Below are 25297 nucleotides of genomic sequence, written 5' to 3' on the forward strand. Positions count from 1 at the left end.
ACCGGTAGCCCCTATAGCCCAATTGGCAGAGGCAGCGGACTTAAAATCCGCCAAGTGTCGGTTCGAGTCCGACTGGGGGCACCACCGTGCAGGCGTGCTTCGGCGGGTCAGGGCGTGCGGACGAGTTCCGCCCGCATCTGGGTGAACAGGAACAGCCCGGGGCGGCCGGAGATCTGCTCGTACTCGCGCACGACGTCGTCCATGAACTCCGGCACGGCTGCGTCGTCGAGGTGCGTGGTCCAGTCGGTGGATCCGACAGTGCACCACCGCGCGAATTTTTCCCGGGAACCGAAATCCCATTCGACGTCGCGCACGACGAGGTCGGTGGTGTCGAGTCCTGCTGCCTTCGCGACGTCGCGGAACTTCTGCGGTTCGATGTGGATGAACGGCGCCGTGAAGTCGGTGAAGAACTCGGCCCATCGCGGGCGTGCCGCCACGGCCATCAAAACGTCTTCGACACTGGTCCGCAGGCTCGCGCACACCATCTGGATGATCACACGCCCGCCGTCCACGACGCTGCGGGCGATTCCGGCCAGTGCCACCTGCAGGTCGGGGACCCAGTGCAGGGCGTTGAACGACACCGCGACGTCGAACGCGCCATCGAACGGGAGGGCGCGTGCATCGGCGGTACGGAACTCGGCGCGGGTGCCGTCCGGCAATGCTCTGGATTGGGCCTTCGCGATCATCCGCGGCGACGCGTCCACTCCGACCACCGAGCCGCCGGGGAGCCGTTCGGCGATCCGGAGCGTGACGAAGCCGTCGCCGCATCCCACGTCGAGCACCCGTTCACTGCCCGCGAGGGCGAGTTCCGCGATCGACTTCTCGGCGACGGCGCGCTGGAGGGCGCCGACATCGGCGTAGCCTTCGCCGTCCCAATCGACCATGACGGTTCGGGCCCTGGCTTCGTCAGGCGCCCTGGTGGTGCGGGCTCGAGTGTGCACCGCCCCCGGCCCGCGCGATGGACGCGCGGACGCGGGCCGTGGCCTGCCAGATCTGGGTGCTGTCGTGGACGCTGATGACCGGTATGCCCTGCTCACGGGCGTGCTGAACGGTCAGTGCGTCCTGGGGTGAGCCGATTCCGTCGAGGACGTCCTCGGTGACGATCGCGCAGAGCGCGGGGCCGTCGATCTTCCGGACGGGCTCGAGTCCGTGGACCACCATCCACTGCTTGACCATCGCCCAGTGGGACACCTCTTTGTACCGCGTGGGGTTGCCGATGAAGAGAACCCGACGGGAGCGGCGGGCGCGAGCGATATCGATGTGCGTGACGGTAGCCATGGCGGAGGGTTCCTGTCCGTTGCGGGATTCCGTACTGTCAATCCCCAATCGCAGCGGTTTCGTTACGCGCCGGTCCAAGAAGTTCGCCATTCCCGCGTACGTGAGTGCGAAAGAGTGCTCGAACACGCTTTGCCGCTCACGTACGCACGGTCCGTCAGCTGCCGAACGGACTGCCGGACGAGCCTCCGCCGCCCGGCCCCGACGTCTCGGTCACGGTGACGACGGTGGGTTCGACGGTGCCGTTGTTCAGCGGCGGGACGCTTCCCCACTGCTCGAAAGACGGCACGCTCGAGCAGGACCATTGCACCGCGTACTCGCCGGGGTCGACGGTGGCCCGCAGTTCGCCGTCGTCTCCGCCCATCACGACGGTCGGGCCCACGGTGGCGGCAGGCACGGTTCCGTCGACGGGGACGATGTTCATCACGCACACCACTGCCCCGGACACGTCGTACCGGACGTCCATGATGACCGCATTCCCGTCGACGCCGATGTCGACCGTGACGTCTTCGGGTGCCGCGGACGCGGTGGGGGCGGCGAGGAGACCCGCGCCGGCGACAGCGGCGGCGATACCTACGGTTCGTGCAATCGTGACCTTCATCGGTGCATCCTTCCGGACTTCTCGGTTGCCGGGTGATACGAGGCATGAGCCACCCGGGAGTATCGCACCTCGAACCCTCATCTGCTGGGATGTGGAAGGTGGAACACTGCTGGTCTGGGAGTTCGGCGTGTCGATCCGACACCCGGTGCATCGAAGGAGACGGCGAAGTGCTCGGACGGAAGAACTACACGAAGGAAGAAATCGATCACGCCGAGGCGTCCGTCGCGGAGCAGGTCGCCGCGTACACGTCGCTGACGGGGGCGATTGCGGGCGAGGTCACGGGCAAGAAGGTCTTCGCCGCACTCGAGGACTTCGAGCCACTGTTCTTCGACAACATGGTTCTGGTGCTGGACCGCTACTTCGTCCATCGGATCCGGGCGGTGACGGGCAAGGACGGGAACCCGCTCAACGAAGTCGAGATCATCGCCGACTCGTTGATGAACAACGACGGCGTCCTGCGGGGTATCAGCGTCCTGAAGTATGTCTCCGGCCAGTCCGTTCTGAAGCTCGAGATCGGCGACCGGATCCGTGTGAGCGCCGACGACTTCGAGCGGTTGTCGGCGGCGTTCTTCGCGGAACTGCGGTCGCGGTTCCTGGCATGAGCGTGTGGTTCACGTCCGACCTGCACCTTCGTCACGCGCGGCTGGTGGAGATCCGGGGCTTCGAGGCGGAGATCGACGCGCACGACGAATCCATCCTCGACGCGCTCGGCACCGCCGTCGGGAGCGGCGATCAACTCTGGATACTCGGCGACATCACCGTCGGTGGTAAGGCCGCCGAGGACTGGGCGCTGCGCGCACTGGGCGAGTTCGCGCGGACGCGGAACGTCGAACTGCATCTGATCCCCGGCAATCACGACTCGTGCCACCCGATGGCGAACCGCAACAGTCACGTCCGGCAACGGGTGTTCCTGGAGACGTTTGCGTCGGTGCAGTTGTTCGCGCGGCGGAAGCTCGCGAGCGAGACCGTGCTGCTCTCCCATTTCCCGTACGTCGGCGACCACACCGCGGAGGACCGGGGCGTGAAGTACCGGCTGCAGGACGAGGGAGATTGGTTGCTGCACGGGCACACTCACCAGGACTGCGTGCTCGACCCGTCCGTGCACCCGCGGCAGATCCACGTGGGCTGGGACAGTTGGCGCAGGCCCGTGCACGTCGACGAGATCGCGGAGATCATCGGGTCGGACGCGTCGACCCGGTGACCGGTGTGGCGTCGGCGCGGTATCGGCCGGGTGTCGATCCGTGCGCGTTCTTGAACAGCCGGGAGAAGTGGGCGGCGTCGGCGAAACCCCAGCGGGCACCGATGGCCGAGACGGGTAGGTCGCGGTAACGGGGATCGGCGAGATCGCGTCGGCACTGCTCGAGGCGACGGCGTCGAATCCATCCGCTGACCGTGTCGCCGTCGGCTTCGAACATCTTCTGCAGGTGCCGCACCGAGATGTGATGCGCGGCGGCGATCGAGTGCAGATCCAGTTCCCGGTCGGCGAGCCGCTCGTCGAGGAAGGCGGTCACCTTGGCGCGCAGTGCGTCCCCGCGCGACTGCGGGAGCACCCCGCCGGCGAGGTGAAGTTGCTCCGCGAACGCGGCCGCGACCAGATCGAGGACGGCATCGCCGAGGTGCACCGCGACGGTGGGGGAGGCGTCGGCGATCTGCTCGCCGAGCCCGCGCAACAGTGGGGTAACTACGGCACCGAGCCCCTGCCTGCCGGGCACACGGCGTGCGGTGAGCTGGGCGATGCCGTCGGGCGGAACGCGGAGGAGGTGCCGGGGGAACATCACGACCAGCATCCGGAAGCGGTCGTCGAACGACAGCTGATACGGCCGGGTCGTGTCGTAGATCGCGAAGTCGCCGGGGGTGAGCGCGGTTTCGCGGCCGTCCTGGCTCAGGACGCTGTTCCCGCGCACCTGCAGTCCGAGTTTGAAGTAATCGGGGTTGGCGGCGCGGATGGTCCGGGGCGTTCGCCGAATGACGTGCGGGGCGGCCGTGACCTCGCTGATCCGGATCGCACCGACCGTCGCGCCGCGCACGACGCCACGGAAGTCGTCGTGGTCTGCCGACGTCATCTCGAGGGGGACGAACGCGTCGCTCACCGACTCTCGGAACTCGTCGAACGAGACGAGGCGCTGTTCCCCCGGACGGATAAGACTGCTCACGACCATCGTCTACCTCAACTGCGTTTGACGGCTTCGCGGGCGGCGGTGCCCGACGCAAGCTTCTCCAGCAACCCGATCAGGACGAGCCGTTCCGACGGTGTCAGCGTCTCGGTCCACGTCTGCTCGCGCTTGTTGTGCGCCGAGTACGTGCTGACGATGGCGTCGTGCCCGGCGTCGGTCAGCTCGAGGTCGACCGCCCGGCGGTCGCCTGCGGACGGTCGCCGTGTCACGAGGCCGTCGCGCTCGAGCGTGTTCACCAGCGCCGACACGGCAGACCTGCTCATCCCCGACAGTGAGGCCACCCGCTTGGCCTCGCACGGTCCGGCGAGCCACAACACGAACAGCACCCGGAACCCAGGCCAGCTCCACCCGCTGGGCCGGTGGACCGTCGACTCGAGGTCGTAGACGAGGGCACTGGTCACGCGGTGCAGCGCGAGAACCAGCCGCATGGACACCGGATCGACCTCTGGCAGTTCGTCGACGGTCTTGCCCACCGCGAAGTCCACGAAGGACAGGAAGTCCAGGTTGCTCTGGTCGGTCGTCTCCTCGGGCATGAGCACAGGTTAGCGGCCGAACGGGTGTAATCAAAGCCTTGACCAATAGCGCCCGTGAGTACTTATCAACGTCGGGCGGTTAATAAGTACTCACAGGCCGCGCGCGGCATTGCCCGCGTCGACGGGCAGGACGATGCCGCTGATGTGCGCGCTGCCCTCGGCGGCGAGGAAGAGTACGACCCGGGTGATCTCGGCGGCGTCCAGCCACGCCACCGGTTGGGCGTGCAGGCTGCGGAACACCGGTTCCACGTCCTCCGCTGCGGGCGCGTCGAGGTCGGGACGCATCATCCGGTAGAGGGCGTCGTTGTGAATCATCGGTGTCGAGATGTTGCCCGGCGCAATCGCATTCACCGTGATGCCGTGCGGGGCGAGGTCGAGCGCCGCGCTCTTGGTGAGCCCGATGACGCCCCACTTCGACGCCGCGTACGCGGCCATGTTGGTGTTGCCGGCCCGGCCGAGCATCGACGAGATGGTGACGATCCGGCCGTATCCCCGCCGGATCATGCCGGGCGCCACCGCTCCCACGGTGTTGAAGACGCCGGTGAGGTTGGAACCGATCGCCTCCGACCACTGTTCCTGCGTGAGCGACTGCACCGGGGCGGCCACCGAGACGCCGGCATTCGCGACCGCGACGTCGATTCTCCCGAACTCGGACTCCGCCTCCGCGACCAATGCGTCCATCGCCGCCCGGTCCGCGGTGTCCGCCTCGGCGGTGATGCACCGGTGACCGGTGGCGCGCACCAGTTCCGCGGTTTCGTCGAGATCGGCGGCAGTGGCCAGGGGATAGTTCACGGCCGGGCTGTCCTCGCAGCGGTCGCACAGAACTATGTCTGCTCCGCGTTCCGCCAGTGCGACCGCGTGGCTGCGGCCCTGACCGCGGGCACCGCCGGTGATCAGGGCGACCCGGCCCTCGAAGTCTTCCATCGTCGTCCTCCTGTCCGGGCGGATCAGCGCAGCTTGATGCTGCCGCCGTCCGCCATCAGTGTCTGTCCGGTCATGTACCGCGAATCTTCGGACGCGAGGAACACCGCGACGGGCGCGATGTCGGTCTCGGGATCGCCGATCCGCTGGAGCGGAACCTTCGCCACGGACGCGGCGGCGCGGTCGGGGAATCGTTCCTGCCAGGCGAGGACGCCCTCGGTCGCGGCGAACGGGCAGATCACGTTCACCCGGATCTGGTCGGTCGCCCACTCGTTGGCCGCCACCCGGCTGACGCCGCGGATCGCTTCCTTCGCCGCGGCGTACGACGTCTGGGTGGGCATGCCGTCGAGCCCGGACCCGGACGCGAAGTTGATCACCGAACCCTTCGCCGCCTTCAACTGCTCGTAGCAGGCCTGCATGAGGTGCACGACCGGATAGAACCCGGTCCGGAACGAGAGATCGAACATCTCCTGGGTGTGGTCGATCAGCAGTGCCTGCCGGGAGGCGTGGGCGTTGTTGACCAGCACGTCCACGGATCCGAACGCGGCGACGGCGGCGTCCCGGATCTGCTCGGCGGACTCGCGCGGGGAGAGGTCGGCGTTCAGGAAGCGAGCGGACGATCCCAGTTCCTGCTCGAGATCCTTGCCGCGTTCGTCGTCGATGTCGACGAACAGGACGTTGGCGCCCTCGCGGACGAACACCGTCGTCACGGCGCGGCCGATGCCTCCGGCGCCGCCCGTCACGATCGCCGTCTTTCCGTGCAGCCTCATCGTGTGCTCCTTCTGCGGGTGTGGCTCAGACACCGGCGGTGTCGCCGGTCGCCAGCGCGACCTTCTCCAGTTCGGCGACGCTGAACGCGGCATAGTTCTCGTGCGGTCCGCGGCCGGCGAAATAGGGTGTGAGAAGCTCCTCGAGCTCCTCGGGTGAGAAGGCGGAACCTGCTGCGTCGAAGCGGTTCTCGACCTTCGGCGCTGCCATCAGCGCGACCATCTTGCCGTACACGACGAACACCTGCCCGTTGATCTCGTCGGAGGCGGGGGAGGACAGGTAGTGGACGAGCGTGGCGACCCGGTGGGGGGACAGGGGGTCGGGTCCCGCGTCGGCCGTGTTCTCGCCGAACGCGTCGGCGGTCATGGCCGTCCTGGCGCGCGGGCAGATCGCGTTGGCGCGCACCCCGTAACGCGAGAGGCCCTGTGCCGTCGACAGTGTGAGCGCGGTGATCCCGGCCTTCGCGGCCGAGTAGTTGGGCTGGCCCGCCGATCCGAACAGGAACGCCTCGGACGATGTGTTGACGACCCGCCCGTACACGGGGCCTCCGGCGGTCTTGCTCGCCTCGCGCCAGTGCACGGCCGCGGCCCGCGACGTGGCGGCGTGCCCCTTGAGATGGACGCGGATGACGTCGTCCCAGTCGGATTCGGAGAGGTTGAAAATCATCTTGTCGCGCAGGATTCCGGCGTTGTTGACGAGGATGTCCATCGATCCGAATGTGCGGACGGCCTCGTGCACGAGGCGTTCGCCCAGCGACCAGTCGGAGATGTCGCCGGTCACGGCGGTGGCGCGGCCGCCTGCTGCCGCGATCTCCGCGGCCACCGCGTGTGCGCCGTCGCCCATGTCGTTGACGACGACTGCCGCGCCTGCGGCGGCGAGTGCGAGGGCTTCGGCCCGGCCGAGGCCTGCGCCCGCGCCGGTGACGACGGCGGTGCGTCCGGCGAGGCTGAGTGATTCCGTCATGGGAACTCCTGATTGCGAGAAGAATTAGATTTCATTCTAGTTGTATCGCACGAACTACTGATCAGTCACTACATAGGCACGATTCAATGAAGGAATGTGTTCTACTTTCCCTGCCGATTCGGCATCGACGACACCGGCTGAGGGCAGGTCTCGGTGAGTGGGAACTGTGGTCGACGTCACTAGGTGGCATGCCAGGTTGGGCGTGCTGATCCTCTCGAATCCCCCGGAGCCGCATATGCATAACATGCCCCTGTCCCCAGGTGAGGCGGAGCGCGCACCGCTCTCACGCGGGAAGGCGTTCGCCCTGCTGGCCTTGATCATCCTTCTGGTCGAAGTCATCCCGCTCGCCTACAACTTCGTCACCCCGGCGCTGCCGGAGATCGCGAAACACTTCGGCACCGCGAACGTCGGCTGGGTGATCACGATCGTCACCCTGATGCTTGCCGCCTCGACTCCGCTCGTCGGCAAACTCGGCGACATCTACGGCAAGAAACGGATGATGCTCGTGTCCGCCGCGGTGTTCGGCGCCGGTTCGCTACTCGGCGCGCTGGCCCCCAACTTCGAACTCTTCCTCGTGGGCCGCGGCTTGCAGGGTGCGGGCATGGCGATCCTCGTGCTCGCCTACGGGTTGATCCGAGACATTCTGCCCCCGTCGATCATTCCCGTGGCCGTGGGATTCGTCGCCACCGGAATGGGCGCCAGCACCATCCTCGGCCCGATCATCGGCGGTTACCTCATCGACCACTTCGGCTACACCGGCGTGTTCTGGGCGCAACTCCTCCACGTGGCGGTCGTCGGAATCGCGGTCGCGATCTTCGTTCCCGAGACCACGCTGCGGACGCGATCGAAGCTGGACGTGTTCGGCGCGGCCATCCTCGGCCTCGGCGCATTCGTGCTGCTGTTCGGTATCGGCAAGGCCACCGCGTGGGGGTACACGGCCCCGCAGACATTGCTGTGCGTTGGCGGCGGGCTCGCCATCCTCGCCGGCTGGCTGCTCTACGAACGCACGCCGAAGGAACCGCTCATCGACCTGCAGATGCTGAAGCACGGACCTGTCGCGAAAACATTGGCCGCCAGCGGTTTCGTCCAGTTCGTCCTGGTCAGCCATTCGATGCTCATCCCGATGTTCGTGATGACCGATCCCGACCTCGGTCTCGGTTACGGATTCGGAGTCACCGCACTCGCCGTCGCCATCTACACCGTCCCTACGGGCGTCGTGTCGATGATCGCGGGCCCGGTCGGCGGATACTTCACCCGCCGCATCGGCCCGGCACCGGTTCTGGTGTTCGGCGGCGCGTCCCTCGCGCTCGGATCGTTCCTGCTCGCCACCCTGCACGACTCGACGGTCCAGATGATGTTCGGGCAGTTGGTGATCGGCCTCGGGCTCGGTTCCGCATCGGCGACGCTGCCGAACCTCATCATGCGCACCGTGCCCGCGCAGACGCAGGGAATTGCAGGCGGGATGCTGAACCTCTCCGGCTCGCTGGGTAGTGCGATCGGCAGTCAGGTGATGATCGCCATCGTCGCGATCCCCGGTGTCGTGCTGGTGGGCCGCGCCGCGCAGTACTCGGAGAGGGGCTTCGTCTACGCCTTCTTCACACTCGCCGTCGCCGGACTGCTGGCCTCGGTGATGGGACTTCTCCTCATCCGCAACAAGATCGAGCGTCCGGTCGACGTGGCGTCGCCGAAGTCGGAGATGGTCGCCTGACAGTTTCCTTGCCCGACCACGAGGCCCGCAGCATCTGCGGGCCTCGTGTCGGTGTGGCAGTCCAAGTGTTCAGGCGCGCACCCCAGCCGCCAGCAGGGTGCGCGCCTCCTCGCGACCGTCGAGCAGCCGATTGACGCGCCGGGTCACCTTCCACTCGCCGTCGATCTTGGCGAGCTCCCACCGGTTGGCGGTGATCCGGTGGACGCGGAATCCGTCGTCGTCGTGAATGATCAACTGCGACTTGCATGTGGCCACCGCGGTGGCACCGTCGACGCGCACGTGCCCGGGCTCGAGCATGTGCGCGCAGCCGCCGCCGATCCAGCCCTGGTGCGCCTGCGACTGCACCATCGCCGTGATGGCCGCATGCCCGCGCATCACCCCGGTGTCGACGTCGTACACACCGTCCTCGGTCCACAGGCGTGCGACCGCGTCGGCCGAACCGCTGTCGATGGCGGGACCGTAGGCGGTCATCAGCTCGAGGATGGCGAGCTTGTCTTCGAGCGCGGTGACGCGTTCGGCGAGTGCGCGGACGAGTTCTTCGGTGCCGGTCATGGACGGATCCTGTCTTCGGTTGCGGTGCGGAAGGAGAGGTCGAGTTCGTCGCCCAGCTGCCGGAGGGCCTCCAGTTGCTCGCAGTAGTGGGCTGCGCTCGTGGACGCGAGGGTGGCGCTGACGACGGTGGTGCCGGCGTCGCGTCGTCGTTCGAGGGCGCGGGTCACGGTGTCGCGGGAGCCGATCGGATCGAGGGGCGCGCCGGCGCTGAGGACCACCTCGAAACCCTCGGGGAGGTCGACTCTGGCGAGCAGCGTGCACAACTCGTCGAGCGACAGGCCGAACGGCACCCACCCGTCGCCGAGCGTCACCGCGCGGCGCAGGGATCGCAGAGTCCGTCCCCCGATCCACAGCGGAACCCGCGGCTGGACGGCGTGCGGCTCGACGACGACGCCGTCGAAGTCGTAGAACGTGCCGTGGTACTCGGGCCGAGGTTGTGACAGCGACGCACGGAGCGCCGCGAGGGCGTCGTCGGCGCGGGCGCCCCGGTCGTCGAAATGGGCGCCGAGCAGGTCGAATTCCTCGCGCAGGCTGCCCACGCCCAGCCCGAGGACGAGTCGGCCGCCGCTGACGACGTCGAGCGTGCCGTAGCGCTTCGCGATCTCGAGGGGGTGGTGATAGCCGAGTACCAAAACCTGGGTGGTGAGGCGGATGCCGGTGGTCTGGGCGGCCAGGAACCCGAGGGTCGCGAGCGGGTCCCAGTAGGTGCCGCCGCGCTCGACCGCGACGTCGGTGGGGACGGCGACGTGCTCGCTGCAGGTGAGGTGGTGGTAGCCGAGGCGGTCGGCGGTGCGGGCGATCGCGGTCAACTCCGCGATGCCGGCGCCGAGTTCCCAGTCCGCGCGGACGGCGGGGTGCGCGATGACGATGGGTGGCGCGATTCCTATGTGCATCAGGTGGTTACTCCGCTGTCGGGGGGTCGGTCTGTCGTCACCGTTGTAGTGGAGGTGCCCCGGGGGTCGCGCGGGCGTTCCCGCTGACCGGGCACGGCGATTGTCCGATTTCTTCCCCGCGGCGGGCACGGCTGGTACATTTTAAGAATTCATTTCAATTTTTGTCGGGCGTATGCGTGTGACCAGGATATTTGGAGGCGTCGATGACTGTCGTCGATTCGGATGATGCACTGTCGGTACCCGCTGCGAAGAAGGATCTGCCACCGTCGATGGTCGAGCGGATGACGCTGATCCTCGACGCCTTCGACGGCCGCACGTCGCGCCTGACCCTCGAGGAGGTCGCGTGCCGCACCCGGCTGCCGCGGTCCACGGTGCACCGCATCCTCGATCAGCTGGTTCGCCTCGACTGGGTCGACCACGCCAGCTTCGGCTACTGCCTCGGACGGCGCGCGATGGGGCTCGGCGGCGGCGACAACGGGCACAGCCAGGTCCGGGCCGCGGCGGCCCCGCTGCTGCACGACCTGCACATGCAGACCGGAATGGTGGTGCACCTGGCCGTGCTGGACGGTGCGGAGAGCGTGTACCTGGACAAGGTGGGCGGACGGATGGCCGCGAGCCTGCCGTCGCGGGTGGGTGGGCGCGTGCCCGCCTACACGACGGCGGGCGGCAAGGCGATGCTGGCGTGGGTGGACCCGGAGCAGGTCGACAGCATGTACGGGCCGCGGCTCAACCGGAGCACGGACCGCACGATCACCGAACTGTCCACACTGCACCAGGAGCTCAACCGGATCCGGCAGCGCCGCGGCCTCGCGTTCGAGCGGGGCGAGGCGGTGCGCGGAATCGGCTGCGTCGGTGTCGCGGTCCGCAGCGCCGACGGGCCGGTGGCCGGCATCTCGCTGTGCGGCGACACGCGCACCGTCCAACTCGAGCGCGTCGCCCCGCTCGTCGTCGACGCCGCCCGGGAAGTCACCCGGACGCTCCACCCCGAACTGGGAACACCCCGTCGCGGCCGCCGGACCCCGGAGATCCCGGACAGCTCGTGGTCGACCGAGACGCTGGACCAGCTCCTCGCGGTGCAGTCCGGCCAATGGCTGTAGCGCCCGTGCGCGTGTGACGAGTCTCGGGACTCGTTACGCGCGCACGGGCCGCGGAGCGGCGTCGATGCCGAAACCGCCCCGGAAGAACACCATCGGACGCTCCTCGCACACCGAGTCGAGTTCCAGGACGCGTCCGATCACGACGTCGTGGTCGCCGGCGGTGTGCACCGACTGCACGTCCGCGTGCACGCGGACGAGGACCCCCGGCAGCGACGGCGTCGACCACCGCGACGGCTCCCAGGCGAGCCCGTCGAACTTGGTGCCCCGGCTCGAGCCGAACCGGAAACAGAGGTCCGTCTGGTCCTCGCGCAGCACGTTGATCGTGAAACGCCCCGACCGCCGGATGCGCGGCCATGCCCGCCCGCGGTGATCGGCGCAGAACAGGATCAGCGGCGGCTCCAGGGACACCGACGCGAACGACTGACACGTGAAACCCACCGGACCCTCCGTGTCGAGCCCGGTCACCACCGTCACTCCGCTGGCGAATTGGCCGAGGGCACGGCGCATCTCGTCCGGTGACGGTGCGTCCGAGCGTGTCCCGGGCTGGGTGCCGGCCGGTTCGGTTGCCATCAGGCCGCCTCCGATTGCTCTTCCGTCGCCGACCCGTTCGACGATCGTCCCCGAGGCTAGGGACGGCCCAGAACCGTCACGAGATGCCGTCTCGGTCAGTGGAAATCCCCGGCCGATGCCTGCGCGAGCAGGGCGATGTCTCGCTGACCGGGATCGCTTCTGTCCGAGCCGGGAGCGCGCTGGCAACGTGACCGACCATGACGACTGACTCGAGTTACGAGGGCACCCTGAAGGAGCTGAAGACCGACCTCGGCGTGCTTCGCTACCATGAGGCCGGCGACGGCCCGCCTCTTCTGCTGCTGCACGGCTCCGGCCCCGGCGTGACGGGGTGGCGCAACTTCCGCGGCAACCTCGGCGTCTTCGCCGAGCACTTCCGCACCTTCGTCCTGGAGTTCCCGGGATTCGGGGTCAGCGACGACTTCGGCGGTCATCCGATGCTCACCGCAGGCGACGCGGTACTCCGCTTCCTCGACGGGCTCGGACTGGACGAGGTGGCAATGCTCGGAAACTCGATGGGCGGCATCGTCGCCACCCAGTTCGCCATCGCGCACCCCGACCGGGTCGGCAAGCTGATCACCATCGGCGGCATCGGCAGGAACCTCTTCAGCCCCGGCCCCGGTGAGGGCATCAACCTCCTGATGGAGTTCACGGACGACCCCACCCGGGAACGACTGATCGCGTGGCTGCACTCGATGGTGTTCGACCCCGCGATGGTCACCGAGGAACTGATCGAGGAACGCTGGACGCAGGCAACCGACCCCGAGACCCTCGCCAGCGCCCGCAAGATGTACAGCAGGGCGGCGTTCGAGGCCGGCGCCCGGGCCGCACTCGAGTCCGATGCGACGCCGTACTGGGCTCAGCTGCACAAGGTGAAGGCGCAGACACTGCTCACGTGGGGTCGCGACGACCGAGTCAGCCCGCTGGACATGGCGATCATCCCGATGCGGTCGATTCCCCGGGCGGAACTGCACGTGTTCCCGAACTGCGGGCACTGGGCGATGATCGAGCAGAAGACGGCGTTCGAGAGTGCCGTCCTCGCCTTCCTCCTCCGCAAGGACGGCACCGGACGATGAGCGGCACCGAAGAAAACTTCGACACCACAGTCGATTTCCTCGTCGTCGGCAGCGGTGGCGGCGGCATGGCCGCGGCGATCACCGCGGCCGACCGGGGAATCGACACTCTCGTCATCGACAAGGGCGCCACGTTCGGCGGCTCCACCGCCATCTCCGGGGGCGGCATCTGGATTCCCAACGCCCCGACACTGCGGGAGAAGGGTGTGGTCGACTCGCGGGAGTCGATCCGACGCTACCTCGACATCATCACCGAGGGCACGGTTCCCGCCGACCGTCTCGACGCGTTCGTCGACAAGGGCCCCGAGCTGATGGAACTGCTCGACCGCAGCCCGCACATGAAGCTGTACTGGGTGAAGGGCTACTCCGACTACCACCCGGAGTATGACGGCGGCCGTCCGCTCGGGCGCACCATCGAATGCATGCCGTTCGACACCCGGGCGCTGAAGGAGGACGAGCAGTATCAGCGGCCGAACAGCATGAAGGGTCCGCTGGGACTGTGGGTCACGTCCAAGGACTACCACGACCTCGCCATGGTCAAGCGCACCTGGAAGGGCCGCAAGGCATCACTGGTCGCGGCGTGGCGGGTGGCATCCAACGTGATCCGCCGACGCCACATGGCCACCGGCGGCCGCGCACTCGTGGCGCGGATGCGGATGGTCCTCAAGGATGCCGGGGTGCCGCTGTGGCTGAAGACGTCGATGACGGAACTGATCGTCGACGGCACCGGAGCGGTCGTCGGTGTTCTCGCCGAACGCGACGGGCGAACGGTCCGGATCGGCGCCCGCCACGGCGTGCTGCTGGCGACCGGCGGGTTCGACCACAACCAGGACATGCGCGCGAAGTATCTACCCAAGCACGGCGTCCCGGACGTCAGTGCCGGCGCCCGGGAGAACACCGGCGACGGCATCGTCGCCGGCCAGAAGCTCGGCGCGGCAGTCGACCTCATGGACGACGCCTGGTGGATGCCGTCGGTGCTCCACCCGATGGGCGCCGTGATCCCGCTCGTCTCGGAGCGGTGCATTCCGCCGTCGGTGATCGTCAACGGCCGCGGCGAACGCTTCACCAACGAGTCGTCGCCGTACGTGAACTTCGTCCACGACCAACTCGACGGCGGTCACGTCCCGGCGTGGTTCGTGATGGACGGCAAGGCGAAGTCGCGGTACCCGTTCGCGCAGGTGCTGCCGGGTGTGCCGTTCCCGCAGGGGTTCTACGACTCCGGGGTCGTGCACAAGGCGGACACGCTGCGCGACCTCGCCGACGCGATCGGCGTCAAGGCCGACACCCTGGTCGCGACCATCGACCGGTTCAACGGCTTCGCCCGCACCGGCAAGGACGAGGACTTCGGCCGCGGCGACAGCGCGTACGACCGGTACTACGGCGACCCGACGATGAAGAACCCGTGCCTCGACGAGATCGTCGAGGGACCGTTCTACGCGATCCGGTGCGAGGCCGGCGACCTGGGGACCAAGGGCGGACTCGTCACCGACGCCGACGCGCGGGTGCTCCGCGAGGACGGTTCCGTCATCGACGGCCTGTACGCCACCGGCAACACGTCGGCGTCGGTGATGGGCAACGAATACGCCGGTGCGGGCGCGACCATCGGTCCCGCCATGGTGTTCGGCTACATCGCCGCGCTGCACGTCGCCGACGTGAGTGGCGAGGCGTCCCGGACCACGCGACAGCACTCACGTGCGGGAGAGGTGGCGTGATGCTGAGCGATGCGCAGCGACTGTCCGCCGCCCACCTGCTGCGGAACGCCGAACAGGACCGTGCGCCGATCGACCCGTTGACCACCGTGTTCCCGGGCATCGACGTGGTCGACGCCTACGAAATCGCGCTGATCAACATCCGCGCGCGGCTGGAGGCGGGGGAGACGGTGTACGGCCACAAGGTCGGGCTGTCGTCCGAGGTCATGCAGAAGATGATGGGCGTCGACGAACCCGACTACGGACATCTGCTGTCGAGCATGGTGTACGCCGAGGGGACGCCGATCGACACTGCTCGATTCTGCTACCCGCGCATCGAGGTGGAGATCGGGTACGTCCTCGGCGAGACCCTGCCGGGGGAGGGATGCACCGAAGAGGACGTGCTGGCGGCTACCGAATACATCGTTCCCAGCATCGAACTGATCGACTCCCGCATCACCGACTGGAAGATCGGGCTCGCCGACACGATCGCCGACAACGCGTCCTCGGCCGGGGTGATCCTCGGCGCCGGACGGGTGGAACCGGCGAACGTCGACATCGGCGGGATCTCCGCCGTGCTGTTTCAGGGCGAGGAGGAGATCGCGCGGGGCGAGGCGTCGGCGGTGCTCGGCAATCCCACGAAGGCCGTGGCATGGCTGGCCCGGAAGGTCGCGAGCTTCGGAGTGCGACTCGAGGCCGGGCACGTCATCCTGCCCGGCTCGTGCACCCGCGCGATCGACGCCCGGCCCGGTGACGTGTTCCGCGCCGATTTCAGTGACATCGGTTCCGTATCAGTAGAATTCAAGTAAAGGCGACAACTGTGACCAAGGCTCTCGCCGCGATCGTCGGATCCGGCAACATCGGCACCGACCTCCTGTACAAGCTCCTCCGCTCGGAGATCATCGAGCCCCGCTGGATGATCGGCGTCGACCCGGACAGTGAGGGACTGAAGCGCGCCACGGACCGGGGTGTGATCGCCAGCGCCGAGGGTGTCGACTGGCTGCTCGCCCAGGACGAGCGTCCCGACATCGTCTTCGAGGCCACGTCCGCCTACGTGCACCGGGCGAACGCCCCCCGCTACCGGGAACTCGGCATCCAGGCCGTCGACCTCACCCCCGCCGCGCTCGGACCCGCCGTCGTGCCCGCCGTGAACATGGGCGAGCACCGGACGGCGCCGAACGTCAACCTCATCACGTGTGGCGGCCAGGCAACCATCCCGATGGTGTACGCCGTCTCCCGGATCGCCGAGGTGGCGTACGCCGAGATCGTCGCCAGCGTGGCGTCGCCGTCCGCAGGCCCGGGCACCCGCGCGAACATCGACGAATTCACGATCACCACGAGCCGGGGCATCGAGACGATCGGCGGGGCGAAGAAGGGCAAGGCGATCATCATCCTGAACCCGGCCGAACCGCCGATGTTCATGAAGGACACAGTGTTCTGCTCCATTCCCGCCGACGCCGACCGGGACGCGATCACCGCGTCCATCCACGACGTCGCAGCGTCCGTGCAGGCGTACGTCCCCGGCTACCGACTGCGCGCCGAACCGCAATTCGACGACCCGACGCCGATCAGCGGTGGCCTCGCCCGGGTCGGCATCTTCCTCGAGGTAGAGGGAGCGGGCGACTTCCTGCCGCCCTATTCCGGCAACCTCGACATCATGACCGCCGCCGCCACCAAGGTCGGCGAGAGCTTCGCGACGCAGATCCTCGGCGCGAGCGTCTGACGCGTCCGCCCCATTCACTCTTCGAAGGAATACCGATGCCTTACAGTGCCGATCTCGACATCCGGGTGACGGACTCGTCCCTGCGCGACGGATCCCACGCCAAGCGACACCAGTTCACCGTCGACCACGTCCGCTCGATCGTCGGGGCGCTCGACGCCGCCGGGGTCCCGGTCATCGAGGTCACCCACGGCGACGGACTCGGCGGTTCCTCGTTCAACTACGGCTTCAGCCACACCCCGGAGCAGGAACTGATCAAGGCCGCGGTGGAGACGGCGGAGCGGGCCAGGATCGCGTTCCTCATGCTCCCCGGACTGGGCGTCCAGTCCGACATCCGGGAGGCTGCGGACAACGGCGCAAGCATCTGCCGCATCGCCACGCACTGCACCGAAGCCGACATCTCCGTGCAGCATTTCGGTCTCGCCCGCGAACTCGGGCTGGAGACCGTCGGCTTCCTGATGATGTCGCACAGCCAGCCGCCGGAGGTTCTCGCGAAGCAGGCCCGGATCATGGCCGACGCCGGCTGCCAGTGCGTGTACGTGGTGGACTCGGCCGGGGCGCTGATCCTGAACGCCGTCAGCGACCGGGTGTCCGCCCTGGTGGCCGAACTCGGCGACGACGCGCAGGTCGGCTTCCACGGGCACGAGAACCTCGGGCTCGGTGTCGCCAACTCGGTGCTCGCCGTCGAGTCCGGCGCCCTCCAGATCGACGGCTCCACCCGGCGCTTCGGTGCGGGCGCGGGCAACACCCCGGTCGAGGCGTTCGCCGCCGTCACCGAGAAGCTCGGAATCCGCACCGGCATCGACACGCTGAAGATCATCGACGCGGCCGAGGACGTCGTCCGGCCGATCATGGACGGCGACTGCCTGCTCGACCGGCTGTCGCTGACGATGGGCTACGCGGGTGTCTACTCCAGCTTCCTCAAGCACGCCGACTCCCACGCCCGCCGGTACGGCGTGTCCGGTGCGGAGATCCTCATCGAGGCCGGCCGACGCAAGCTGGTCGGGGGTCAGGAGGACCAGCTGATCGAGATCGCCCTCGGTCTCGCAGACCGGGAGTCCTTGGGTTCCGCAGTCGCCGAGAAGAAGTCCGCCTAGGCGTTTCGCCGGGTACCGACACCAGAAAGCCGAGATCATCATGGGCCAGGTTCTTGACAGGATCGAACAGTACGCGGACGAGATCCGAGCGGAAGGCGCCGAGGGCGACAAGCTGATGCGCCTGTCCGACACCTCCGCGAAACGGTTGCGCGACTCCGGCGTGATGCGGATGCTGCAGCCCAAGGAGTACGGCGGCTACGAATCGCATCCGCGCGAGTTCGCGGAGACCGCGATGGGCATCGGCGCCATCGACGGGGCCGCGGGCTGGGTCAGCGGCATCGTCGGCGTCCACCCGTGGGAACTCGCGTTCTTCGACCGCACGGCCCAGGACGAGGTGTGGGGCGAGGACTCCGACATGTGGATGGCCTCGCCGTATGCGCCGATGGGTGTGGCCGTGCCCACCGACGGCGGCTACGTCCTCAACGGCCGGTGGTCGTTCTCCTCGGGCACCGACCACTGCGGGTGGATCATGATCGGCGCCGCGGTCGGCGACCGGGACGGCAACCGGGTGATGCCGCCGCAGATCCTGCACGTGCTGCTGCCACGCCCGGACTACGACATCGACCAGGACAGCTGGAACGTCGTCGGACTGCGCGGCACCGGGTCCAAGGACCTAATCGTCAAGGACGCGTTCATCCCGCAGCACCGGACCCTGCAGGCCGACAAGGTCTTCGACGGGTCCGCGCCGAAGGAGTTCGGCCGCACCCAGACGCTCTACAACTTCCCGTTCTCGTGCATCTTCCCGCTCGGCATCACGTCGTCGCTGATCGGCATCGCCGAGGGCGCGCTGGCCTGCCACCTGAATGCGCAGCGTGAACGTGTCACCGTGTCGGGTACCGCGATCAAGGACGACCCGTACGTGCTGTTCGCGATCGGCGAGGCGGCGGCGGAGATCGCGGCGTCGCGCGCGGCGATCCTCGAGACGGTCGACCGGTTCTGGGACATGACCGAGAAGGGCCGGGACGTCTCGTTCGAACTCCGCTCCATCGGCCGGCGCACGCAGACGGCCGCCGCGTGGCGGGCGGTGCGTGCCGTGGACGAGATCTTCGCACGCTCCGGTGGCGGTGCGCTCCAACTGAAGACACCCTTGCAGCGCTTCTGGCGGGACGCCCACGCCGGCCTCTCCCACGCCATCCACGTGCCGGGGTCGATCTTCCACTCCTCGGCTCTGACCCAGCTCGGCGGGGAACCCCAGGGCATCCACCGCTCCATGATCTAGGCGCTCCGCGCCCGTGCGCCTTTCTGGTAGTCCCTGCTACCAGAAAGGCGCACGGGCGGCGGAGCCGCCTCCAGGAAAGGACTTTCACATGACCGACATTCGCGGGCTCGGCTACCTCAGGATCCAGACGAAGGACGTGCCACGCTGGCGTGAGCTGGTGGTGGACGGGCTGGGCATGGCCGAGGGTGCCGGCCCCGAGCCCGACGGCCTGTACCTGCGGGTCGACGAGCGACGGTCGCGGCTGATCGTCCTCCCGGGCGACACGGACAAGGCACTCGCGGTGGGGTGGGAGGTGCGCGACCAGTTCGCCCTCCAGCGGGTGCGGGAGCAGGTGGAGAAGTCGGGTGTCACGGTCGACGTCCTGTCCGAGGAGGAGTCGCGCCACCGCGACGCAGAGCAGGTGATCGCGTTCGACGATCCGTCCGGCACACGGGTGGAGGTGTTCTTCGGACCCGTCCTCGACCACAGCCCGGTCGTCACCCCGCACGGCGCGCGGTTCGTCACCGGCGCACAGGGTCTCGGGCACGTGGTCCTCCCGACGCCGGCGTTCGAGGAGGCCTACACGTTCTACACCGAGGTGCTGGGCTTCCTGCCGCGCGGCGCGATCCGGCTCGGACCGGCCGACGCCCCGGGACCGGCCCGCCGGGTGCGGTTCATGGGTGTCAATCAGCGCCATCACAGCCTCGCGTTGTGCCCTGCGCCGCACAGCGGCGAACCCGGGATGGTGCATCTGATGACGGAGGTCGACACGCTCGACGCCGTCGGGCAGGCACTCGACCGGCTCGGCAAGCTGGGCTTCTCCATCTCGTCGACCCTCGGCCGCCACACCAACGACCGCATGGTGTCGTTCTACGTGCGTGCCCCCGGCGGCTGGGACCTCGAGTTCGGCACGGAGGGCATGCTCGTCGACGAGACGCACTACACCGCCGAGGAGATCACGGCGGACAGCTACTGGGGTCACGACTGGTCGGGTTCCGAGCCGCTGGCGGCGTTCTCATGACGTTGTCGCGTGCCCGGATCGGCGCGGTGGCCGCGCTCGTCCTTCTCGGCGGAAGTGGCTGTTCCACGGCGACTTCCGAGACGGCGGCGGATCCGGGCGCACTCCGGCCGGGACACCTGCTGTCGTCCCGCGCCGTCGCGGACGGTCCGGCCCTGCCGAGCGCCGGACGGAACGAGGTGATCACCTACGCGTCGCAGGACGGCAACGGCGACCCCGTCGTGGTGTCGGGCGCCGTGTCGATTCCTCGCACGCCGGCACCCGAGGGTGGATATCCGGTGATCAGCTGGGCGCACGGCACGACCGGCGTCGCGGACGCGTGCGCCCCGTCCGCGGATTTCGCCGGAGGCCCCGCCCACGGCTATCTCTCCGGGGTGAACGCGTCCCTCGACGACTGGGTCGCCAAGGGATATGCGGTGGTGAGCACGGACTACCAGGGTCTGGGCACGCCGGGCATCCACCCGTACGTCAACGGTGACACGGAGACGAACGCTGTCGTGGACATCGTCCGCGCCGCCCGTGCGATGGATCCGGCGGTCGGCTCGACGTGGTTCGTGATCGGCCACAGTCAGGGTGGGCAGGCGGCGTTGTTCACCGCCGCGCAGGGCGGGGAGCGCGCCCCGGAACTGCACCTCGGTGGTGCCGTGGCGATCGCCCCGGGCAACGGGCTCGACCAGACGCCGCAGTACTTCCGCTCGGGTGTTCCGGGTATCGAAGCGGCCGAGGCGTTCCTCCCGCTGATCCTCCTCGGAGCCCAGGCCGCGGATCCCGCCATCGACCCGTCGACGTTGCTGACGGAGCGGGCGCAACCGCTGCTGACGGTGGCGCGGACCGGGTGCATCGACGACATCCGGAAGGTGCCGCCCGTGCCCGCCGGTCAGGTCTTCCGTCCCGACGCCGACCTGGGACCGCTCACCGAATACCTGGCCCGCCAGGAGCCGTCGAGGGTCCACGTGCAGGTCCCGACGCTGGTCGCGCAGAGCTCCGGCGACCTGGTGGTGAGCAAGCCGTCGACGGATCTGATGGTGAAGACGTTGCAGGACAACGGGAACGAACTGACGTATCGGACGTACGAGGGTGCGGACCATCGCGGGACGATCGGCGCGTCGCAGAAGGACGCGCAGGATTTCGTCGCCGGGATCCTCGCCGGCTGAGGATGCCGGGACCTCGTCCGACGACGCGCCCATCAACAGAATGTTGACAACAGGCTGTTGATAGCGTGTGGTGGTCGGGTGACCACCGACGACCAGACACACGCGGCCGAACTCGATCAGGCACGCACGACGCTGAACGAGGCCGGTGCCGCGCGGCTCGAGCGGCGCCCCTGGGAGCATCCCGGGCAGCCACGTTCGGACACCGATCTCGTCAGGTTCGCGGCGTGGGCCGGCCGGGACGCGCAGGGCACGGACCCGGCGGTGCTCGCGGCCGGGCTGCGGCTGCTGTCGTCGGCTCGGGTGGAGCTCGATCAGATCGAGGCCGGCCTGCTGTTCGCCGCCCGGGCCAGTGCGATGACCTGGCCGCAGATCGCGCAGGCGCTCGGCCTGGGTTCGGCGCAGGCTGCCCAGCAGCGCCTGAACCGGGTCCTTGCCCGGGCCGGCGACCGCGACGCGGAGGCCTGAACGTGCCGATCGTGCCCCTGCTGGACGCGTCCGAGCGTTGCGGTGCCAAGGCCCGCAACCTCGGCCTGCTGCTGCGTGCCGGATTCCGGGTGCCCGACGGATTCGTGATACCCGACCCGCTCGGCAATCCCGGTCGGGAGCGGGAGATCGAGGCCGGACTGCGCCGTCTCGGTCCCGGTCCGTTCGCCGTGCGCTCGTCCGCCCTCGCGGAGGACGGCGTCGAGTCTTCGTTCGCCGGACAACTGGCCACGACGCTCGGGGTCACCACCACCGCCGAGGTGATCGAGGCGGTGTATCGCAGCGCCGCGTCGGGTTCCTCGCCCGAAGCCGTCGCGTACGCGGCTCGCACCGATCGAGAAGCCCTCGCGTCGGCCGGGGTGATCGTGCAGGTGATGGTGCAACCCGAGACGGCCGGAGTCATGTTCACCCGGCACCCGGTCACCGGGGCCGAGCAGGTGGTGATCGAGGCTGCGCGGGGCCTCGGCGAGGCAGTCGTGGCCGGGACCGTCACTCCGGAGGCGTACCTGGTCGACGGTGTGCACGTGCAGGTCGCCCGGCACTGGGGCGGGCAACTGCTGACCACCGCCCAGGCTCTGGCCGTCGCGGCGCTGGGACGCGACGTCGAGAGCCTGTTCGGGTGCCCGCAGGACATCGAGTGGGCGATCGCCGGCGACGACATCTGGGTCCTGCAGGCCCGCCCGATCACGACCGCGTCCTCCGCCGCGCTGCCGGTGCGAGCAATGCCGGGGGAGATGCTGCTGACAGGCGTCGCAGCCAGCCCGGGCACCGCTGCCGGGCCTGCGCGGATCATCGGCAGCCTGGACGACTTCGCCCGCTTTCGTTCGGGCGACGTGCTGGTTTGCCGAACGACCTCGCCGGCGTGGACGCCGCTGCTGGCCCGCGCGTGCGCGGTGGTCACCGAGACGGGCGGGATGCTCGCCCACGCCGCGATCGTGGCCCGCGAATTCGGCATCCCGGCAGTCCTGGCAGCGGCGGGGGCCATGACCACCCTGACCGAGGGCCGACGGGTCCGCGTCGACGGCACCCACGGGCACGTCGGCACCGCGGGGAGGATGTGATGTCGCACCGCACACCGACGGACATCCTGGTGCTGCACGCCGTGCGGATCCTGGGCTACGCGGAGACCGCGCGCATCGCTGCCCGGTTCGCGCTGCCTGCAGGACTGGCAGCCGAGCACCTGCTCGATGCCGAGGCCCGTGGGTGGGTCACCCACACCGACTTTGCCGGGGACAGCGGCTGGTCCCTGACCGAAACCGGGAAGGTGCACGGCGAGCGACTGCTCGCCGCCGAGCTCGACCGGTGCGGCACCCGCGCCGTGGTGGTGCAGGTGCACCAGGACTTCCTGCCGCACAACGTCGCCGTGGCGGACGCGTGCACCGCCTGGCAGCTGGCCGAGATGGGCCTCGGCGAGGCGACCGTGACCATCGACGAGACGATCACCCGCCTGGCGACCGCGGCGGACGCCCTGGCCGAATTCGAGGCGCGCCTGGTCGCGGGCACGGACCGGTTCGCCGGCTATCACCATCGGTTCGCCGGCGCCGTCGAGCGAGCGGGTACCGATCCGGGCTGGATCACGGCAACCGACCGCGACTCCTGCCACCGCGTCTGGTTCGAGTTCCACGAGGACCTCGTCGCTTCCCTCGGCCTGGCCCGATGACAGGCCTAGTCTCGACTCATGGGCCTGCGACTGCGAGACAGCATCGGACGTCAGCTATGCGAGCTTCGCTACGAGCCGACGGCGAAGCGGATCCGTGCCGTGCTCAACGGGACCACCGTGGTCGACAGTGACCGTGCGGTCCTGGTCTGGGAACCGCGGCGCGTCGTTCCCACGTACGCGGTGCCGTCGGAGGACATCGATGCGGAGTTGTCGGCGGAGCCAACGGATTCGGTGGCTGCGGAGGGGACCGGCGACGTCGGCTTCGCCCTGCCGGACGTGACGACGCTGCCGGTACTCGACCCGCGGGTGCCGTTCTCGGTGCACAGCACGGCGGGCGAACCCGTCGTGCTCCGTACCGCCGGCGCAGAGCACGCCGTGGGGTTCCGGCCCGGCGACGAGGATCTGACCGGGTACGTGGTTCTCGATTTCGACGGCTTCGACCGTTGGCTCGAGGAGGACGACGAGATCGTCGGTCATCCGCACGACCCGTTCCAGCGCATCGACGTTCGCCGCACGTCCCGTCATATCCGGGTGATGTTGGGCGACATCCTCCTCGCCGACACGCGGCGCGCGAAAATGCTGTTCGAAACACTGCTTCCGGTCCGCTACTACCTGCCGCCCGGCGACGTCGTCGCGGAGCTGCAACCGAGTGCGACGACGTCGTACTGCGCCTACAAGGGCGAGGCTTCCTACCGGTCCGCGGTGACCGCAGGCGGAGTGCTTCACGACATCGCGTGGCGATACGACGAGCCCCTCGTCGACGCGTCGGAAGTTCGGGGACTCGTGGCGTTCTTCGACGAGCGGCTCGATCTGGTCGTCGACGGTGTGGCCCGGCCTCGGCCGGTGACCCCCTGGACCTAGTACTCCTCGCGGGTGCCGGTGTCTGCGCGCCCGAGGACGATCTCGAGCGCACGGGCCTCGTGCGCGTGTCCGAGCAATTCGTATCCGACGACCGTGACGACCGGTGCCAGCATCACCACGATCAGGCACCACGCCATCGACACGCCTTGCGCCGCCAGCACCAGTGCGAGCGCGATCGTGGCCGCGGTCAGGACGAGGAGCAGGATGTGGAACGGGTCGGGCACCCGCAGCAGATACGTGTACAGCGCGTAGACACCCGCGAGGAAGATCGCGACGGGTGCGGCGACGGAGAGCACCGTCGCCGTCGCGCCGATATGGGAGGCGTGTTCGATGTAATACGCCGCCACGTGTAGTCCGGCCCCCACCGCGGCCAGCGACGCGAAGAGCGCGATGTGGCTGTAGCCCCAGACGAACGACCGGCTGCGATACACCGCGAGCACCTCGGCCGACGGCAGGGTGTAGTACACCCACCACAGTCCGAACGTGAGTCCGATGCCGGCGACCGCGACGAGTATCGCATCGAGTGTCCAGCCCTGGTGTTCGACCACGGCGGACAGCGATGCCACGGTGCCGATCACGCCCTCGCCGAGGGTGATGATGACGAGCAGCCCGTGACGCTCGACGATGTGGTGTGCGTGCCAGGGTGTTCCGCCCTTGTACCGTTCGGCGATGACGGGGCTGGTCAGCTCGACGAGGATGAGGATCGCGCCGAGGCCGAACGCGTACTCGACGGTGAGGGGCGCGATCACCAGTGCGACCCAGCCGATCTGCGCGAGGACGAGCATCGTGGCATACGTCAGTGACGCGGAACGGTGCTCGGGGTCGTGTTTGGCGGCGCGCAGCCATTGGAACACCATGGCGATGCGCATGACGATGTACCCGGACACCATCACGGAATTGTCGAGTTCGACTCCGCGGTCGATGGACGCGAACATCGGAGGCATGCCCAGCGCCAGGATGACGACGCCGATCATCTGGATCATGGTGGTGACCCGGTAAATCCAGTCGTCGGTGTCGTAGGCCGACGCGAACCAGGAGAAGTTGATCCACGCCCAGATGATCGAGAACATCGCGAACGCGAATCCCGCGAGCCCGGCGGCGACGTGTCCTTCGGCAACGAGGTGCGCGAACTGATCGCCCGCGACGCCGAACGCGACGACGAACGTCAGGTCGAACAGCAGCTCCAGCGGCGTTGCCGCACGGTGTTCCTCGTGCGGATCACGCCCGACCATCTTCTGGACACGGTGGGCGAGGTTCCTGCTGTTCGGTGCCGGTTGTCCGGGCGTGTTCACG

At 68.5% G+C, this 25297-nt stretch carries 28 protein-coding genes and 1 tRNA gene; 17 read left to right on the forward strand and 12 right to left on the reverse strand.

Going from position 1 to position 25297, the window contains the following annotated elements; genetic code table 11:
• Positions 1–7: 7 nt before the first annotated feature.
• Positions 8–84 (forward strand) — tRNA-Leu (locus tag ACLIVD_RS10630).
• Between the two features lie 23 nt (positions 85–107).
• Here the strand turns inward: ACLIVD_RS10630 and ACLIVD_RS10635 are convergent.
• The 3 genes from ACLIVD_RS10635 to ACLIVD_RS10645 form a co-directional block, all read right to left on the reverse strand.
• Entirely contained in the window at positions 108–884 is a 777-nt protein-coding gene (locus ACLIVD_RS10635; RefSeq protein WP_317568111.1) for a class I SAM-dependent methyltransferase, read from the reverse strand.
• Positions 885–906: 22 nt separating this feature from the next.
• A complete protein-coding gene (locus ACLIVD_RS10640) occupies positions 907–1278 on the reverse strand; it encodes a hypothetical protein (protein ID WP_105413395.1) in 372 nt (123 codons plus the stop codon).
• A gap of 154 nt (positions 1279–1432) precedes the next feature.
• Positions 1433–1876 (reverse strand): hypothetical protein, encoded by a 444-nt coding sequence (locus ACLIVD_RS10645; protein WP_280781471.1) that lies wholly within the window; start codon positions 1874–1876, stop codon positions 1433–1435.
• A 167-nt stretch (positions 1877–2043) separates the two neighbouring features.
• Here ACLIVD_RS10645 and ACLIVD_RS10650 point away from each other — a divergent pair, with 167 nt between their 5' ends.
• The gene (locus ACLIVD_RS10650; protein ID WP_105413218.1) at positions 2044–2478 is read left to right on the forward strand and encodes a hypothetical protein; all 435 of its coding nucleotides are present in this window, start codon (positions 2044–2046) and stop codon (positions 2476–2478) included.
• Entirely contained in the window at positions 2475–3077 is a 603-nt protein-coding gene (locus ACLIVD_RS10655) for a metallophosphoesterase (protein ID WP_283331405.1), read from the forward strand. The genes ACLIVD_RS10650 and ACLIVD_RS10655 overlap by 4 nt, the downstream gene beginning before the upstream one ends.
• On the opposite strand, the gene ACLIVD_RS10660 is transcribed toward ACLIVD_RS10655, so the two are convergent.
• The 5 genes from ACLIVD_RS10660 to ACLIVD_RS10680 all read right to left on the reverse strand — a co-directional run bounded on the left by ACLIVD_RS10660 (position 3049) and on the right by ACLIVD_RS10680 (position 7235).
• Positions 3049–4035: an AraC-like ligand-binding domain-containing protein gene (locus tag ACLIVD_RS10660; protein ID WP_491932445.1), complete on the reverse strand. Its 987-nt coding sequence runs from the start codon at positions 4033–4035 to the stop codon at positions 3049–3051. The two genes, ACLIVD_RS10655 and ACLIVD_RS10660, sit on opposite strands and share 29 nt — an antisense overlap.
• A gap of 8 nt (positions 4036–4043) precedes the next feature.
• Positions 4044–4583: a MarR family winged helix-turn-helix transcriptional regulator gene (locus ACLIVD_RS10665; protein WP_280781476.1), complete on the reverse strand. Its 540-nt coding sequence runs from the start codon at positions 4581–4583 to the stop codon at positions 4044–4046.
• Positions 4584–4673: 90 nt separating this feature from the next.
• On the reverse strand, positions 4674–5507 hold the full coding sequence (locus ACLIVD_RS10670; protein ID WP_477953182.1) for a mycofactocin-coupled SDR family oxidoreductase: 834 nt from the start codon (positions 5505–5507) through the stop codon (positions 4674–4676).
• Between the two features lie 23 nt (positions 5508–5530).
• Positions 5531–6274, reverse strand: a complete 744-nt coding sequence (locus ACLIVD_RS10675; RefSeq protein WP_491932446.1) for an SDR family NAD(P)-dependent oxidoreductase — start codon at positions 6272–6274, stop codon at positions 5531–5533.
• A 25-nt stretch (positions 6275–6299) separates the two neighbouring features.
• Positions 6300–7235, reverse strand: a complete 936-nt coding sequence (locus ACLIVD_RS10680) for a 3-oxoacyl-ACP reductase (protein ID WP_491932447.1) — start codon at positions 7233–7235, stop codon at positions 6300–6302.
• Positions 7236–7479: 244 nt separating this feature from the next.
• Here ACLIVD_RS10680 and ACLIVD_RS10685 point away from each other — a divergent pair, with 244 nt between their 5' ends.
• Positions 7480–8943 carry an MFS transporter gene (locus tag ACLIVD_RS10685; RefSeq protein WP_283352486.1) on the forward strand — a complete coding sequence of 488 codons (1464 nt, stop codon included), beginning with the start codon at positions 7480–7482 and terminating at the stop codon, positions 8941–8943.
• Positions 8944–9012: 69 nt separating this feature from the next.
• Here the strand turns inward: ACLIVD_RS10685 and ACLIVD_RS10690 are convergent, their stop codons facing one another.
• Positions 9013–9495 (reverse strand): nuclear transport factor 2 family protein, encoded by a 483-nt coding sequence (locus tag ACLIVD_RS10690; RefSeq protein ID WP_491932448.1) that lies wholly within the window; start codon positions 9493–9495, stop codon positions 9013–9015.
• The gene (locus ACLIVD_RS10695; RefSeq protein WP_491932449.1) at positions 9492–10388 is read right to left on the reverse strand and encodes a TIGR03619 family F420-dependent LLM class oxidoreductase; all 897 of its coding nucleotides are present in this window, start codon (positions 10386–10388) and stop codon (positions 9492–9494) included. Before ACLIVD_RS10695 ends, ACLIVD_RS10690 begins: the two co-directional genes overlap by 4 nt.
• A 203-nt stretch (positions 10389–10591) precedes the next feature.
• On the opposite strand from ACLIVD_RS10695, the gene ACLIVD_RS10700 reads away from it, so the two are divergent.
• Positions 10592–11485 (forward strand): IclR family transcriptional regulator, encoded by an 894-nt coding sequence (locus ACLIVD_RS10700; RefSeq protein ID WP_280781481.1) that lies wholly within the window; start codon positions 10592–10594, stop codon positions 11483–11485.
• Positions 11486–11518: 33 nt separating this feature from the next.
• Here ACLIVD_RS10700 and ACLIVD_RS10705 read toward each other — a convergent pair whose 3' ends face one another.
• Positions 11519–12055 carry a flavin reductase family protein gene (locus ACLIVD_RS10705; protein WP_491932451.1) on the reverse strand — a complete coding sequence of 179 codons (537 nt, stop codon included), beginning with the start codon at positions 12053–12055 and terminating at the stop codon, positions 11519–11521.
• A 197-nt stretch (positions 12056–12252) separates the two neighbouring features.
• On the opposite strand from ACLIVD_RS10705, the gene ACLIVD_RS10710 reads away from it, so the two are divergent.
• The 12 genes from ACLIVD_RS10710 to ACLIVD_RS10765 all read left to right on the forward strand — a co-directional run bounded on the left by ACLIVD_RS10710 (position 12253) and on the right by ACLIVD_RS10765 (position 24004).
• On the forward strand, positions 12253–13128 hold the full coding sequence (locus tag ACLIVD_RS10710) for an alpha/beta fold hydrolase (protein ID WP_283331399.1): 876 nt from the start codon (positions 12253–12255) through the stop codon (positions 13126–13128).
• A complete protein-coding gene (locus ACLIVD_RS10715) occupies positions 13125–14837 on the forward strand; it encodes an FAD-binding protein (protein WP_491932452.1) in 1713 nt (570 codons plus the stop codon). The genes ACLIVD_RS10710 and ACLIVD_RS10715 overlap by 4 nt, the downstream gene beginning before the upstream one ends.
• Positions 14837–15622, forward strand: coding sequence for a 2-keto-4-pentenoate hydratase (locus ACLIVD_RS10720; protein WP_280781485.1), 786 nt, complete (start codon positions 14837–14839; stop codon positions 15620–15622). Before ACLIVD_RS10715 ends, ACLIVD_RS10720 begins: the two co-directional genes overlap by 1 nt.
• A gap of 11 nt (positions 15623–15633) precedes the next feature.
• The gene (locus tag ACLIVD_RS10725) at positions 15634–16536 is read left to right on the forward strand and encodes an acetaldehyde dehydrogenase (acetylating) (RefSeq protein ID WP_283331397.1); all 903 of its coding nucleotides are present in this window, start codon (positions 15634–15636) and stop codon (positions 16534–16536) included.
• Between the two features lie 35 nt (positions 16537–16571).
• On the forward strand, positions 16572–17630 hold the full coding sequence (dmpG, locus tag ACLIVD_RS10730) for a 4-hydroxy-2-oxovalerate aldolase (protein ID WP_491932453.1): 1059 nt from the start codon (positions 16572–16574) through the stop codon (positions 17628–17630).
• A 40-nt stretch (positions 17631–17670) separates the two neighbouring features.
• Positions 17671–18849, forward strand: coding sequence for an acyl-CoA dehydrogenase family protein (locus ACLIVD_RS10735; protein ID WP_283331396.1), 1179 nt, complete (start codon positions 17671–17673; stop codon positions 18847–18849).
• An 88-nt stretch (positions 18850–18937) separates the two neighbouring features.
• Positions 18938–19849, forward strand: a complete 912-nt coding sequence (bphC, locus tag ACLIVD_RS10740; RefSeq protein ID WP_491932454.1) for a biphenyl-2,3-diol 1,2-dioxygenase — start codon at positions 18938–18940, stop codon at positions 19847–19849.
• Positions 19846–21000: an alpha/beta hydrolase family protein gene (locus tag ACLIVD_RS10745; protein WP_491932455.1), complete on the forward strand. Its 1155-nt coding sequence runs from the start codon at positions 19846–19848 to the stop codon at positions 20998–21000. Before bphC ends, ACLIVD_RS10745 begins: the two co-directional genes overlap by 4 nt.
• 78 nt (positions 21001–21078) lie before the next feature.
• Complete coding sequence (locus tag ACLIVD_RS10750) at positions 21079–21465, forward strand: hypothetical protein (protein WP_477953190.1); 387 nt, start codon at positions 21079–21081, stop codon at positions 21463–21465.
• 2 nt (positions 21466–21467) lie between these two features.
• Positions 21468–22544, forward strand: coding sequence for a PEP/pyruvate-binding domain-containing protein (locus tag ACLIVD_RS10755; RefSeq protein WP_477953191.1), 1077 nt, complete (start codon positions 21468–21470; stop codon positions 22542–22544).
• The gene (locus ACLIVD_RS10760; protein ID WP_477953192.1) at positions 22544–23143 is read left to right on the forward strand and encodes a hypothetical protein; all 600 of its coding nucleotides are present in this window, start codon (positions 22544–22546) and stop codon (positions 23141–23143) included. Before ACLIVD_RS10755 ends, ACLIVD_RS10760 begins: the two co-directional genes overlap by 1 nt.
• An 18-nt stretch (positions 23144–23161) precedes the next feature.
• Positions 23162–24004, forward strand: coding sequence for a DUF427 domain-containing protein (locus ACLIVD_RS10765; RefSeq protein ID WP_491932456.1), 843 nt, complete (start codon positions 23162–23164; stop codon positions 24002–24004).
• Here the strand turns inward: ACLIVD_RS10765 and ACLIVD_RS10770 are convergent.
• On the reverse strand, positions 24001–25236 hold the full coding sequence (locus ACLIVD_RS10770) for a low temperature requirement protein A (protein ID WP_283352501.1): 1236 nt from the start codon (positions 25234–25236) through the stop codon (positions 24001–24003). The two genes, ACLIVD_RS10765 and ACLIVD_RS10770, sit on opposite strands and share 4 nt — an antisense overlap.
• Between the last annotated feature and the right edge of the window lie 61 nt (positions 25237–25297).

The sequence above is a fragment of the Rhodococcus sp. G6(2025) genome (genome assembly GCF_058628105.1).